We start from the raw sequence: 13,828 nt of genomic DNA on the forward strand, positions 1-13,828 counted from the left end.
TCCTCCATTAATGTTTAAAATGACGCACGCCCGTTGTAACCATTGCAATTCCGTAACGGTTAGCCATATCAATTGAATCTTGATCTTTAATAGATCCACCTGGCTGAATAATCGCTTTTATCCCTGCTTTTGCTGCAAGTTCAACTGTATCGTCCATTGGGAAGAAACCGTCCGATGCAAGCGCCACATTGTCATTCATTTCAATCGCATGGTTTATAGCGATTTCAGCAGCACCTACACGATTCATTTGTCCAGCGCCAATACCTACTGTTTGATGACCATTAGCAAGTACAATCGCATTACTTTTAACCGCTTTCGCTACTTCCCAACCTAATACTAAAGCGTCCCATTGTTGCTCTGTAGGTTCTGTTTCAGTAACGACATTCATTTCTGAACGTGAAGACACTTGAGTATCTTTATCTTGTACTAAATAACCTCCTGATACAGAAACAAACTCTTGTTCATCTTCTACTGGCGTCATTTCAATTTCCAATAAGCGAATATTTTTCTTTTGCGTCAATACTTCAAGCGCATCAGCTTCGAAAGCAGGTGCAATGACAACTTCTAAAAAGATACCATGCAATTGTTCTGCTAAAGCTCGAGTTACCGGACGATTTAACGCCACTATTCCACCAAAAATTGACGTTGAATCTGCTTGAAATGCATGTTCAAATGCTACTTCAATATCTTCACCAATTCCTACGCCACAAGGATTCATATGTTTAACCGCTACTGCTGCTGGTTGTTCAAAACGCTTAACAAGTGTAAGTGCCGCATCTGCATCTTTAATGTTATTGTAACTTAATGGCTTACCATGATGTTGTTTTGCACCAGCTAAAGTATTTTTAGCTTCAGAAGTACGTACAAAATACGCACTTTGTTGTGGGTTTTCACCGTAACGTAAGCTTTCTTTATTTTCATCAAAATGAGCTACAATAGCTTGATCATATTCATTCGTATGCTTAAACACTTTTAACATTAATGATTTGCGGTAAGCTTCGTCTAAAGTATTATTTTTCAATCTTTGGATGACTTCTTCATAATCTTCACTGTGTACGATTGTTGTCACATGCTTAAAGTTTTTCGCAGCCGCACGTAACATTGTCGGCCCACCTATATCAATATTTTCAATTGCATCCGCTTCAGTAACATTTGGGTTCGCAACTGTTTTCTGAAATGGGTACAAGTTCACGACTACCATATCTATAAGGTCAATATGTTGAGCTTTCAATTGATCTAAATGCTCTTGTTTGTCTCTATCAGCAAGAATACCTCCGTGCACAGCTGGGTGTAATGTTTTTACACGACCATCCATAATCTCATCAAAATGTGTTAAATCAGAAACAGATGCTACTGGTATACCCGCTGCTTCAATCGCACGTAATGTTCCTCCAGTTGAAAACAATGCAAACCCTTGTTCTACAAGCGCCTTAGCAAAGTCTTCTATCCCTGTTTTATCTGAAACACTTAAAATAGCTTTTTTCATTTGAAATCTCCTTATTGAATAATCTTTTGAATGACTTCAGGATATAATTCATACTCTAATGTTTTAATGCGCTGTTCAAGTTCTGAAACGCAATCGTCTGGATAAATAGGGCATTGACGTTGCGCAATCACTTTTCCAGTATCCATCCCCGCATCTACGAAATGAACGGTCGTTCCAGTCATTGTTTCTCCACTATTTAATGCCTGTTCTACCGCATGTTTGCCTTTATATTTCGGAAGTAATGAAGGATGAATATTTAAAATTCGATTTTCATACGCTTGCAGCAACGTTTCGCCAATGAGCCGCATAAAACCTGCCAATACAATCCATTCCACTTGATCTTGTTTAAGTTGTTGACAGATGGCTGCTTCAAACGCTTTTTTTGATGCATAGTGTTTCGGTTCATAAGCGTATACTTCCACTTGATGTTCACGTGCAAGCGCGACACATGATGCGTCAGGTTTATCCGTATAAAGCCCTGTCACTTCTATATGCTTTAGCGCTCCAGAAGCGATTTTTTTCATGATATTATCAAAATTCGTACCTGAACCAGACGCGAAAATGGCAATTTTAACCATTTCTACACCCCCATAAGACGAATCGGCGTAGGTTCTTCAGCAATATGTCCAATAGTATAAGCATCTACGTTAGCTTGTTTTAAAATGGCGTGTACACTTGCTTCATCTTCAGCGGATACCACCATCGTGTAACCAATACCCATATTAAAAATATTGTACATTTCATCAGTTTTAATCTGCCCTTGTTCTTGTAACCACTCAAAAATACGCGGCGTTGGAAATGATGTCGTATCAATGACTGCTGTCTTACCTTCAGGCAATGCGCGAGGAATATTTTCGTAAAAACCACCGCCTGTAACATGTGTCATCGCTTTAATGTTCACTTGTTTTTTAACTTCTAAAACCGGTTTAACATAAAGTGCAGTCGGCTTTAAAAATACATCTAAATAAGACGCATCCGCTTCAAACATTTCATTGATATCAATGTTAGATTGTTCAATTAATTTGCGGACTAAACTGTAACCATTTGAATGGATGCCATGTGAAGCTAAACCTATAATAATGTCGCCTTTTTCTACAGTACTGCCATCTATATATTCATCTTTTTCTACAGCACCTACTGCAAAGCCAGCAACATCATATTCACCTTCGTGGTACATTTCACCCATTTCAGCTGTTTCGCCACCAATGAGTGCCATCCCAGTTTCTTGGCAACCATCACTTATTCCTTTAACAATTTGTTCAATAACTTCAGGCACAACTTTATGCGTCGCAATATAATCTAAAAAGTACAACGGTTCTGCGCCAGTTGTTAAAATATCATTGGCACACATTGCTACGGCGTCTATCCCTATTGAATCATGGCGTTGATGATCTATCGCTAATTTCAATTTCGTTCCAACACCATCTGTACCTGATACTAAAACAGGCGCTTTCATATTAAGTTGGGATAAATCAAAAGTAGCACCAAATCCGCCTAAACCTCCAAGGACTTCTTTACGCATTGTACGTTCAACATGACTCGACATGCGTTTAACCGCTTGATATCCTGCTTCAATATCTACGCCAGCTTGCTTGTATGATTCAGCCATTCTTTTACACTCCTCTTCGCTTCAATTCTTTTGCTACAGGTAATTCATGGTCTATGATTTCAATTGGGTAATGTCCTGTAAAGCACGCATTACATTCACCTTTTGAACCATATTGCTTAAATACGTCATGCATCCCCTCAACAGAAAGGTAAGTTAAAGAGTCCGCACCAATTTTGTCTCTAATTTCATCAAGATCATATTGTGCTGCCATAAGCTCTTCATGTGTCGATACGTCGATACCGTAATAACATGGATTTTTCAAAGGTGGCGAAGATATGCCCATATGCACTTCTTTAGCACCAGCCGACTTTAACGTCTTGACGATATGTTTACTTGTTGTCCCACGTACAATCGAATCATCAATTACAACGACACGCTTCCCATCTATAACATCTCGTATAGGCGCATGTTTCATACGTACTTGTCGCTCACGTACAGCTTGATCCGGCGTAATAAACGTACGTCCAATATAACGATTTTTTAATAATCCTTGTTCATTTGTAACACCTGAAACTTCTGAAAAACCTTTTGCTGCTTGTAGAGATGAATCTGGTACGCCGATCACGATATCTGCTTCTACATCCATTTCCTTTGCCAGTTGTCTGCCAAGTGCTTTTCTAACTTGATAAATTGAATGTTTGCGAAACTCAGAGTCAGGTCTAGCAAAATAAACATATTCCATAGAACACATGCGATGATCAATGTCTGCCGTATAATGATCGTAATCTACATCGTCTTCATTAGAAAATGTAATAAGTTCACCCGGTTCAATATCGCGAATATATTCTGCACCAATTGCTGTAAATGCGCATGTTTCACTCGCAACACAGTAAGCACCGTCTACTTTACCTAACATAAGCGGTCTTACACCTCTATGATCACGCGTTGCAGTCAATTGCTGTTCATTTAAAATAACGCAACTAAACGCGCCTTTCATCTGATTTAATGCAGACTTTTGATTTGTTTTAATGTGCTTGGAAGTACCTTTAATCAGTAAATGTGCGAGAACTTCAGAGTCACTCGTCGTTTGAAAAATGCCTCCCGTAGATTCAATTGCACGGCGCAGTTGCATTGCATTTGTTAAATTCCCGTTGTGCGCCAATCCAAGATCACCTTTAGAGTGTTTAAATAAGAAAGGTTGGACATTGGATACTTCACTCGCACCTGTTGTAGCGTAACGGACATGTCCAATTGCATGTTTGTAACCTTCTAATGACTTAAGTTGTGCATCAGAAATAGCTTCAGTTAACAATCCCATTCCTCTAGCCCCAAAAAGTTGTTCTCCGTTCGAACAAACAATTCCAGCGCCTTCTTGACCACGATGTTGTAAACTATGCAAAGCAAGATAGGTTAAATGTGCTGCATGTGGATGATTCCAAATTCCGAAAATACCGCATTCTTCATTTAATCCACGGATGTCATACATGCCTCAATTGCTCCTTCCCATTCACGTTTTAATTCAGACGTATGACGTTCAATTGTTGCATCTGTGCCACGCACGTTAAATACATCTTTATCCGTAAATGTTCCAATTTTAACTGCATCTTCCATATCAAAGTGTTGTCCTTCTTTAACGCTGACAATGTAGCGTCCTGGTGTTTCACTAAAGAAAAGTTCTCGAGAAAATGGCAACGTTGCTTCTACACCTAAACTATAGTGTGCACTCATTCGTGCCAATGTGATTAAAGCGCCACCTTTACCTACAGTTTGAACATGTGATAATTGTCCTGAACGGATCGCTTCTCGAATTGTTTCTCCACGTTTAGCTTCTTCCGTTAAATCTACATGTTCCGCTTCATGATTAACACGTTGGTATAATAACTTTTCAATTTGGCTACCGCCAAAATGCGCTTCAGTTTTACCAACAAGATACAATGTATCTCTAGCTTGTGGCTGGAATGTTTCAAGATATTTAATATCTTCAATTAATCCGACCATCCCTACAACTGGTGTTGGGAAAATAGATGATGTACGTGTTTCGTTATAAAGTGACACGTTACCTGACACAACAGGCGTGTTTAATACATCACACGCTTCTGCCATACCACGTGTTGAATCAATTAATTGTTGATATATTTCTTTCTTTTCCGGCGAACCATAATTAAGGCAGTCCGTCATCGCTAATGGTTTCGCACCCACTGCAATTAAATTGCGATAAGCTTCAGCAACAACCATCTTTCCACCTTCATATGGATCATTAAATACATAACGCGCTTCTCCATCTATCGTTGAAGCTATCGCTTTATTTGTACCTTCTACACGTACAACAGAAGCTTGAAGACCTGGTTTCACAATTGTATTTGCGCCGACTTGTTGGTCATATCGTGAATATAAATAGCGTTTAGAGGCAATTGTTGGATGCGTTAATAACTTAGTAAAAACTTCCTCAGCATCAATATTTGAATAATCACGTTTTTCAGGCGTATAGTCTGGTTTTTCTCCTTCTAAAACATATACTGGTGCTTCATCTGCAAGTGGTTCTACAGGAATATCAGCAAAAACTTCACCTTCATATGTTAATACAAAGCGATTTGTATCTGTCACTTTACCGATAACTGCACTGTCTAACTCATAAAAATCAAATAAATCTAAGAACTTTTGCTCTGTTCCTTTTTTAACTACTAACAACATACGTTCTTGTGTCTCTGAAAGCATCATTTCATATGGTGAAATACCTTCTTCACGTACAGGTACTTTTTCAAGTTCTAAATGGATACCACTTCCACCTTTAGCAGCCATTTCAGATGAAGATGACGTTAAACCTGCTGCCCCCATATCTTGAATACCTACAAGCTCATCGTACTGAATCGCTTCTAAAGTCGCTTCCATTAATTTCTTACCTACAAATGGATCACCAATTTGTACTGAAGGTCGTTTACTTTCACTTTCTTCAGTAAGTTCTTCAGAAGCAAACGTTGCACCATGAATACCATCACGTCCTGTTTTCAAACCAACATAAATAACAGAGTTGCCTTCACCTTTGGCTGTTCCTTTTTGAATCATGTTATGGTCGATTACACCGACACACATCGCATTAACAAGCGGATTACCATCATAACGCTCATCAAATTCTATTTCGCCTGCCGTTGTTGGGATACCAATACAATTTCCGTAACCACCAATACCCGCAACAACACCACGACATAGACGTCTGTTAGTCTTTTCATTTAACTCACCAAATCGTAAACTATTTAAAAGGTTGATTGGACGTGCACCAATAGAAACGATGTCACGTATAATACCGCCGACGCCTGTCGCCGCACCTTGGTAAGGCTCAATGGCTGAAGGGTGATTGTGGGACTCTACTTTGAAAACAACAGCTTGTTCATCACCAATATCAACAACGCCGGCACCTTCACCTGGCCCCATTAATACATGCTCACCAGTTGTAGGAAATTGTTTAAGAAACGGTTTTGAATGTTTGTATGAACAATGTTCACTCCACATCACGGAAAAGATACCAATTTCCGTAAAATTAGGATTACGTCCTAAAATACCTTGAACTTTTTCAAATTCTGCGTCACTTAAACCCATGTCTTGATATAACTTTTCACTTTTAACCTCTTCTGCAGTAGGTTCTAAAAATTTAGGCATGTTGTTCCCTCCAACTTTTGACCATTGATTCAAATAATTTCACACCACTATCAGTTCCTAAAATCATTTCTAACGCACGTTCAGGGTGAGGCATCATACCACATACATTGCCTTCTTTTGAAACAATCCCTGCAATATCTTCATATGAACCATTAGGGTTTTCATTGTATTTCAAAATAATTTGATTGTTACGAACTAAGTCATTATATATTTCTTCTGTACAATAGTAATGACCTTCTCCATGTGCTACCGGATAAATCACTTCTTCGCCTTCATCATATAAATTAGTAAATGGTGTCTGTGCATTCGTAATTGTTAAACGTTCATTTCTGCTTACAAACAAATGACTGTCATTATGCAATAAAGCTCCTGGAAGCAGTCCAATCTCTGTTAAAATTTGAAAACCGTTACACACACCTAAGACAGGTTTCCCTTCTGCAGCTAAACGTTTTACTTCATTAATAATAGGTGCCACACTTGCAACAGCCCCAGAGCGTAAATAATCTCCAAATGAAAATCCACCAGGAATTAACACCCCATCAAAACCTTCTAAAGACGTTTCACGATAATCTACATAATCAGCCTCTACTCCTGACTTAATGGCTGCATTATACATATCGCGGTCACAATTAGATCCCGGAAATTTAAGTACCGCAAATTTCATTAGACATTCTCCTTTTCTGAAGCGTCACCTAAAATTGTATAGCTGTATTCTTCAATAACAGTGTTCGCAAATAGCTTTTCACTTAGCGTCGTAACAACATTGTGAATCGCTTCGTCCGTTGCTTCATCGACAGTTAAATAAAGTACTTTTCCTACTCGGATATCATTGACTTGCGCATAACCTAAATCGTGTACTGCACGTGTTAATGCTTGTCCTTGTGTATCTAAAACTTGTGGTTGTAATGTGATGTGTAATTCGATTTTTTTCATGATTTAAGAGCCTCCAGTTTATTTAAAAATGATTCATACGTGTCTATTAAAGAGCCTGTGTCATTGCGATAAACATCTTTATCAAAATTTTCACCCGTTGTTTTATCCCAAATTCGACAAGTATCAGGGGAAATTTCATCCGCAAGCAATAAGTGGCCTTCTGCATCTTTACCAAATTCAATTTTGAAATCCACTAAATCCAAGTCCATTTCATTCATTAATTGTACTAATGCTTGATTGACTTGTAGCGCTTGTGCTTTTAAACTTTTAATTTCGTCTTCATCTGCAATGTGTAATAATTTAATATGATCTTCAGTAATAAGGGGATCATTGAGTTCATCTTTTTTGTAGAAAAATTCCACGAGTGGTACTTCAAATCGATGCCCACTTTCGATGCCGAGACGTTTTGTTATTGAACCCGCAGCTATATTTCGTACAACTACTTCTAATGGAACGATATTTACAGACTGTACAATTTGTTCTGTTTCAGAAATGCGACGAATAAAGTGACTTTTCACTCCATGTTGAGCAATATAATTAAATATTTCAGAAGTGATTCTGTTATTCAATCGCCCTTTCCCTTTCATCTCATCTTTTTTAGCACCATTTCCTGCTGTTACTTCATCTTTATATTCGATACGCAGTGTGTGTGGTTGTTCTGTTTCAAATACGCGTTTGGCCTTTCCTTCATAAACTAAAGCGTTACTCATGATTGTCTCCCTTCAAAGTAATTTATTAAATCGCTTTCTACTGTTTCAATATCATTTGTCAGTTGTGTAAGATGCCCCATCTTACGCAATGGCTTGCGAGATGTTTTACCGTAAATGTGAACATGCCATTCAGGATGAGACGCAAAAACGTCTTCAAGCAAGTCCAAATCTTTTCCAAGTAAGTTCATCATCACAGCTGGTTTTAATAACTGAATCTCTGGCGGCAATTGCTGGCCTGTAACAGCCATAATATGTGTGTCAAATTGTGAATAGTCACATGCTTCTATTGAATAATGTCCAGAATTGTGTGGTCTAGGTGCAATTTCGTTTACATATAATTCATCATTTTCGTCAATAAAAAATTCAACTGTAAAAGTTCCTATAAAATGAATGGCTTGTGTAATCTTTCGAACTTCTTCTTGCGCAATCGCGGTATGATGCACTCTTGCAGGAACAACCGTTTTGAAAAGAATTTGATTACGATGTTCATTTTCTTGAAGTGGGAAAAATAATATTTCACCGTTTAAACCTCTAGTGACTGTCAACGAAACTTCACGTTTTAATTCAAGAAATTGTTCTGCGACACATTCTTGTTCTTGGATAAGTGCAAGTGCTTCTTCTAATTTCTGCTCTGAATCCACAAATACTTGTCCTTTACCGTCATAACCACCAAAACGGGTTTTTAACATAAATGGATAACCCAGTTCCTTAACCGCCATATTCAAATCATTCGGCGAAGTCACTTGAACAAATGGTACGACTCGTGCACCCGCATTTTGAATAGATTGTTTTTCTATTAGGCGATCTTGCAAGCGTTGAATGGCATCATAACCTTGTGGCACATTAAAACGCTCTGTTAATTTTTGAAGTTGTTTAGCGTTAATATTTTCAAACTCATAAGTGATCACATCAGATTTCGTTCCTAATTCCTCCAAAGCCTCCGCATCATCGTAAGCTGCATGAATAAATTCATGTGCGACGTATTGCGTAGGGCACGCTGCATCTGGGTCTAAAACAATGACACGATAGCCCATCTTTTGAGCAGATTGTGCCATCATTTTTCCAAGTTGGCCTCCACCAATGATTCCTATCGTTGAACCGAATTTGAGCTTATTGTAGGTCATTTTGCATGTCCTCCACTTTTTGAATGAGTGATTGTTCATAAGCGCTGAGTTGTTGTTGAATTGCTTCATCTGTAGCACCTATGATTCGCGCTGCTAAAATCCCTGCATTTTTTGCACCAGCTTTTCCAATCGCTGTCGTCGCTACTGGAATCCCTCCAGGCATTTGTACTATCGAAAGCAAAGAATCTAAACCTTTTAAGCTTTTAGATTCAATCGGCACACCAATTACCGGTAATGTTGTCATAGACGCGACCATACCAGGTAAGTGAGCTGCTCCACCTGCTCCCGCAATAATGGCACGGAACCCATTGTCATAAGCATGCGTTGCAAAATCGACCATCATATGAGGCGTACGATGTGCAGAAACCACCTTTTTATCGTACGGAATATTAAAGTAAACCAACATATCGCATGCCTCTTTCATAATCTGCCAGTCAGATGAACTGCCCATAATGACTGCAATCTTCAATTTGAACACCCTTTCAATCATTTGAAATACCAAACCAATTAGTTGTATATTACAGGTATAGCATAACAACCAAACATGCTTTTTTCAATCCAAAAATCGAACTTTACAGTATTTTTATTTTAAATATTTCGGTTTTTAGACCAAAAACTTGAGAATTGATGTATAATTTACACTAGAAAGTTCGAATTAACCAAGGGAGGATTTTGTATTATGAGTGCGAAAATTTTAGATGGTAAAGAAATTGCTAAAAATTACCGTCAAGGTTTGCAAGATGAGGTTGAGATTTTAAAACAAAAAGGCTACACACCAAAATTATCTGTAATCCTAGTAGGTAATGATGGCGCGAGCCAAAGTTATGTACGTTCTAAGAAAAAAGCAGCTGAAAAAATCGGGATGATTTCAGAAGTCATCCATTTAGAAGAAGATACGTCAGAAGAAGATGTTTTAAAAGAATTAGAACGTTTAAACAATGATGAAAGTGTCAGCGGTATTCTTGTGCAAGTACCACTACCTGAACAAGTCAATGAACAAAAAGTATTAGATGCCATCGACCCTGATAAAGATGTTGACGGGTTCCATCCTATCAATATCGGCCGCCTTTATTTAGATCAAGCAAAACTTATTCCATGTACACCTTTAGGCGTTATGGAATTGTTAAAACATGCTGACATCGATTTAGAAGGTAAAAATGCTGTTGTCATTGGTCGTAGCCACATCGTAGGACAACCTGTATCTAAATTACTCATTCAACAAAATGCTACTGTGACAACCCTACATTCACGCAGTCAAAATATTCATGAACACCTTAAAAATGCGGATATTATCGTGAGTGCTGTAGGTCGACCTGGTATGGTGAAAAAAGAAGATGTCAAAGAAGGCGCTGTTGTAATCGACGTAGGTAATACTCCTGATGAAAACGGTAAATTAAAAGGTGACGTTGAATACGAGGAAGTGTCAGAAGTTGCAGGAGCTATCACACCTGTTCCAGGCGGTGTTGGCCCAATGACAATTACAATGGTTTTAAACAATACACTCATTGCTGAAAAGATGCGTCGTGGATTAGAATAGACAAAAACAGGAGCATGATGACGAAATCAATCGATTTCGTCATCATGCTCCCGTTATTTATTTAGGATAGGAATTAAGTCACAGCCCTTGCTTGGTTTTATTTAGGTTTTAGCAGCTTAACGTGAATAAAACAACATTTTAGAGACTTAAGAATGAATTTCATCCATTATGGTAGCAATTTTACATTGGGTTATTTTGAAAAAGAGGGTAATTTAGGCTTTTATGTTCAGTTAGCACAAGAAGAACGAGGATCATTAAAATGTCTCGCTAGTCTAGCAGGTGGTGCAGCAACAGGAGGTACTTCTTTAGGTATTGCTAGTACAGGCGTTGGGACAGTTACCCTATCAGTAATTGGGGCTGTTAGTAGCCGAGTAGTTGGTGCTGTTGGCGGCGCAATAACTGGAGTAGCTACTTTCTATTAACTCTAGGAGTGATACCATGAAAAAATTTTTAATATATGGGTATGTTTATTGTTATTTTTATTGATAATAATGTGGGTAATGGTTAGTATAAAATTTGGTAATATTAGTACTGTTCATGTATTAACATCTAACTTATTTTTATTCATTGCTTACATACTTTATTTAGTTAAATTCATTCGTTTCAAAAAAGGAAGAGAAAAATCATAACCAAGTGAAAACGCGTTTCTTCTTGTCTTGATAATAATGGCGTTGGGACATAATTCCTATCCCCTTTACATTTAACAACAACAATAAAACACCACAAAACCTTTCGGACGGTTTTTGTGGTGTTTTTCTTAAGGAACTGAAACCCAATGTTCCAGCCCCGTTTTTATAGAATCGTTGAAACCTTTAAGCATTTTTATACAGATACACTCAATCTTGGCACAAACGTTTCAAAATGAATGTTATCTTCGTTAAAGTTTAACGCTCGTAATTCTTTGATCATCGCCTGTAAGAAAGATGTTCCTCCACATAGATACACTTGTGTGTCTTCTGTTAAATAACGCTTTAGCTCAGCTGATTCTAAATAGCCTTCTTTATCACGTAAATGATGATGAACATCTGTATTTGTGCCTTGCGCTTTAATCGCTGCAATCTCATCTTTAAATGCCACATCTGCTTCGGAAGCTGCCACATTAATAAACTGCGTTTGAGGTGAGACTTTCACCGCTTGACGGTACATTGACACAAGTGGCGTTACGCCTACGCCACTTCCTAAGAAAAGCTGTGGTTTATCCGTATCGTGTAAATGGAAACCACCTACTGGCGCAGACAAATGAATGTAATCCCCTTCTTTAAATGCATCATGAAGCACTGTAGATACCTCACCTTCATGTCCGTCTTTCGCTTCACGACGCACACCAAAAGTGATGAAGTTCGTATCGCCATCTATAATCGAATAATGACGTTTTGCACGATACGGCAATGATTCACTTTCTATATCTACAGTGATATATTGACCAGGTACAAACTGACTTAAATCAATGTCATCTGATACAACAGTAAACGCTTTAATATTGTGCGTAATTTGCTCGATTTTTTCAATCTTGAATGGTTTAAATCCTTCCCAAGCCATCTGATCATAAATGTCTTTTTCAACCTTGATAAAAACATCAGCAATCTCTCCGTATGCTTTACCCCAAGTTTGAATAATTGGGTGATCCGCTTCAAGACCTACTACTTTTTGAATGGCTGCAAGTAAGTTTTCGCCTACAATAGGATAATGTTCTGGTTGTACATCTAATGCGCAATGTTTATATCCAATTTCTTTTACAATTGGTAAAATAGGTGTCAAATCCTCGATATTAACAGCCGCCGCTAATACGGATTGTGCTAATGCTGCAGATTGAAAGCCTTTCTTTTGGTTTGTTTGGTTAAACATATTACGTAATTCGGGATGTTGTTTGAACATTCTACCATAAAACTCCGATGTAATTTCCGTCCCTTTTTCTTTCAATACCGGAACGGTCTCTAAAATAATCCCTTTTTCTTCTTGCGTTAACATTACCATCACTCCTGTAACAATTTTCCCCTTTATTATTCATGCTTTTTCACTTTATTCCTATAGATATGCTCGTCTCTGTTTCACGATCGCCTCATAATGGCTTTACATCATCTTTAAACTTTTAGTACTAAAGATTGATTTTATTGTTGTGTGAAATAGGTATAATGTAATTGTATAGAAACAAATGGAGGCTAGAGCCAATGAATCAAAAATTACTACAATCTCTATCTGCATTAGGCGTTTCGGCCACTTTGGTCACTCCTAACTTGAATGCTGAAGCAACAACAAATCAAATTCCATCAATCAAAGGAATATCTAATACTAAAATTACTATCGGTGCGAACTACAATCCGCTTGAAGGTGTTAAAGCTTATGATAAAGAAGACGGTGACCTTACGGATAAAATAAAAGTTAAAGGTCATATTGATACGTCAAAAACAGGTACATATCATTTAGAATATAAAGTTGCTGATTCTGACGGTGCTATCGAAACAACCCAACGTATTATTGAAGTTGTTGACGCACCTTCCGTTGATTAAAATCGTAATTTATACACAATAAGCCACCCCCTAATTACTATTACAATATAGTAATATGCGTAGGCTTATGTGTGCTTTTTTACAATTTCGGAGTGTGTTCAAAGTCTATTCAATGACTAATTAACACACTCTCTTTCTTTTTCTATCTCTTATTGTATGTGATGATTCTCCTATAAATAAATCAGTAATTTCCCTACAACACAATACATAATCCCCCTTTTTTTAATATGAAAATATAATTTCAAAGTCTATTATAAATCGTGCGAGAGTAGCTTTTGGCGTAAATTTGAATAAAAGTAACACATTTCACAAAATGTACACATTATTT

Annotated in this window: 14 protein-coding genes; 3 read left to right on the plus strand and 11 right to left on the minus strand. The window is 37.7% G+C overall.

The window, feature by feature from the left end; all coding sequences use genetic code 11:
- Nucleotides 1-7 precede the first annotated feature (7 nt).
- From purH to purE, 10 genes are read right to left on the minus strand one after another with little or no spacing between them, the layout of a single operon-like run.
- On the minus strand, nt 8-1,486 hold the full coding sequence (gene purH / locus LN051_RS07830; RefSeq protein WP_229291989.1) for a bifunctional phosphoribosylaminoimidazolecarboxamide formyltransferase/IMP cyclohydrolase: 1,479 nt from the start codon (nt 1,484-1,486) through the stop codon (nt 8-10).
- Between the two features lie 11 nt (nt 1,487-1,497).
- Nucleotides 1,498-2,064 carry a phosphoribosylglycinamide formyltransferase gene (gene purN, locus LN051_RS07835; RefSeq protein ID WP_229291990.1) on the minus strand — a complete coding sequence of 189 codons (567 nt, stop codon included), beginning with the start codon at nt 2,062-2,064 and terminating at the stop codon, nt 1,498-1,500.
- Between the two features lie 2 nt (nt 2,065-2,066).
- Nucleotides 2,067-3,095 (minus strand): phosphoribosylformylglycinamidine cyclo-ligase, encoded by a 1,029-nt coding sequence (gene purM, locus LN051_RS07840; protein ID WP_229291991.1) that lies wholly within the window; start codon nt 3,093-3,095, stop codon nt 2,067-2,069.
- Between the two features lie 4 nt (nt 3,096-3,099).
- Complete coding sequence (gene purF, locus LN051_RS07845) at nt 3,100-4,521, minus strand: amidophosphoribosyltransferase (protein WP_229291992.1); 1,422 nt, start codon at nt 4,519-4,521, stop codon at nt 3,100-3,102.
- Nucleotides 4,500-6,689, minus strand: coding sequence for a phosphoribosylformylglycinamidine synthase subunit PurL (gene purL, locus LN051_RS07850; RefSeq protein WP_229291993.1), 2,190 nt, complete (start codon nt 6,687-6,689; stop codon nt 4,500-4,502). Before purL ends, purF begins: the two co-directional genes overlap by 22 nt.
- Nucleotides 6,682-7,353: a phosphoribosylformylglycinamidine synthase subunit PurQ gene (purQ, locus tag LN051_RS07855; RefSeq protein WP_229291994.1), complete on the minus strand. Its 672-nt coding sequence runs from the start codon at nt 7,351-7,353 to the stop codon at nt 6,682-6,684. Before purQ ends, purL begins: the two co-directional genes overlap by 8 nt.
- Complete coding sequence (gene purS / locus LN051_RS07860; RefSeq protein WP_229291995.1) at nt 7,353-7,622, minus strand: phosphoribosylformylglycinamidine synthase subunit PurS; 270 nt, start codon at nt 7,620-7,622, stop codon at nt 7,353-7,355. The genes purQ and purS overlap by 1 nt, the downstream gene beginning before the upstream one ends.
- Entirely contained in the window at nt 7,619-8,332 is a 714-nt protein-coding gene (purC, locus tag LN051_RS07865; RefSeq protein ID WP_229291996.1) for a phosphoribosylaminoimidazolesuccinocarboxamide synthase, read from the minus strand. Before purC ends, purS begins: the two co-directional genes overlap by 4 nt.
- The gene (gene purK / locus LN051_RS07870; protein WP_229291997.1) at nt 8,329-9,456 is read right to left on the minus strand and encodes a 5-(carboxyamino)imidazole ribonucleotide synthase; all 1,128 of its coding nucleotides are present in this window, start codon (nt 9,454-9,456) and stop codon (nt 8,329-8,331) included. Before purK ends, purC begins: the two co-directional genes overlap by 4 nt.
- Complete coding sequence (gene purE / locus LN051_RS07875; RefSeq protein ID WP_229293648.1) at nt 9,443-9,925, minus strand: 5-(carboxyamino)imidazole ribonucleotide mutase; 483 nt, start codon at nt 9,923-9,925, stop codon at nt 9,443-9,445. Before purE ends, purK begins: the two co-directional genes overlap by 14 nt.
- Before the next feature lie 210 nt (nt 9,926-10,135).
- Between purE and folD the strand changes: the two genes are divergently transcribed.
- Both folD and LN051_RS07885 read left to right on the plus strand, forming a co-directional pair.
- Nucleotides 10,136-10,993, plus strand: coding sequence for a bifunctional methylenetetrahydrofolate dehydrogenase/methenyltetrahydrofolate cyclohydrolase FolD (gene folD, locus LN051_RS07880; protein ID WP_229291998.1), 858 nt, complete (start codon nt 10,136-10,138; stop codon nt 10,991-10,993).
- 152 nt (nt 10,994-11,145) lie between these two features.
- On the plus strand, nt 11,146-11,415 hold the full coding sequence (locus LN051_RS07885; RefSeq protein ID WP_229291999.1) for a hypothetical protein: 270 nt from the start codon (nt 11,146-11,148) through the stop codon (nt 11,413-11,415).
- A gap of 400 nt (nt 11,416-11,815) precedes the next feature.
- Here LN051_RS07885 and LN051_RS07890 read toward each other — a convergent pair whose 3' ends face one another.
- Nucleotides 11,816-12,961 carry a globin domain-containing protein gene (locus tag LN051_RS07890; RefSeq protein ID WP_229292000.1) on the minus strand — a complete coding sequence of 382 codons (1,146 nt, stop codon included), beginning with the start codon at nt 12,959-12,961 and terminating at the stop codon, nt 11,816-11,818.
- Nucleotides 12,962-13,161: 200 nt separating this feature from the next.
- On the opposite strand from LN051_RS07890, the gene LN051_RS07895 reads away from it, so the two are divergent.
- Nucleotides 13,162-13,500, plus strand: coding sequence for an immunoglobulin-like domain-containing protein (locus LN051_RS07895; RefSeq protein ID WP_229292001.1), 339 nt, complete (start codon nt 13,162-13,164; stop codon nt 13,498-13,500).
- The last annotated feature ends 328 nt before the right edge of the window (nt 13,501-13,828 follow it).

The organism is Staphylococcus ratti (assembly GCF_020883535.1).
Taxonomy (GTDB): domain Bacteria; phylum Bacillota; class Bacilli; order Staphylococcales; family Staphylococcaceae; genus Staphylococcus; species Staphylococcus ratti.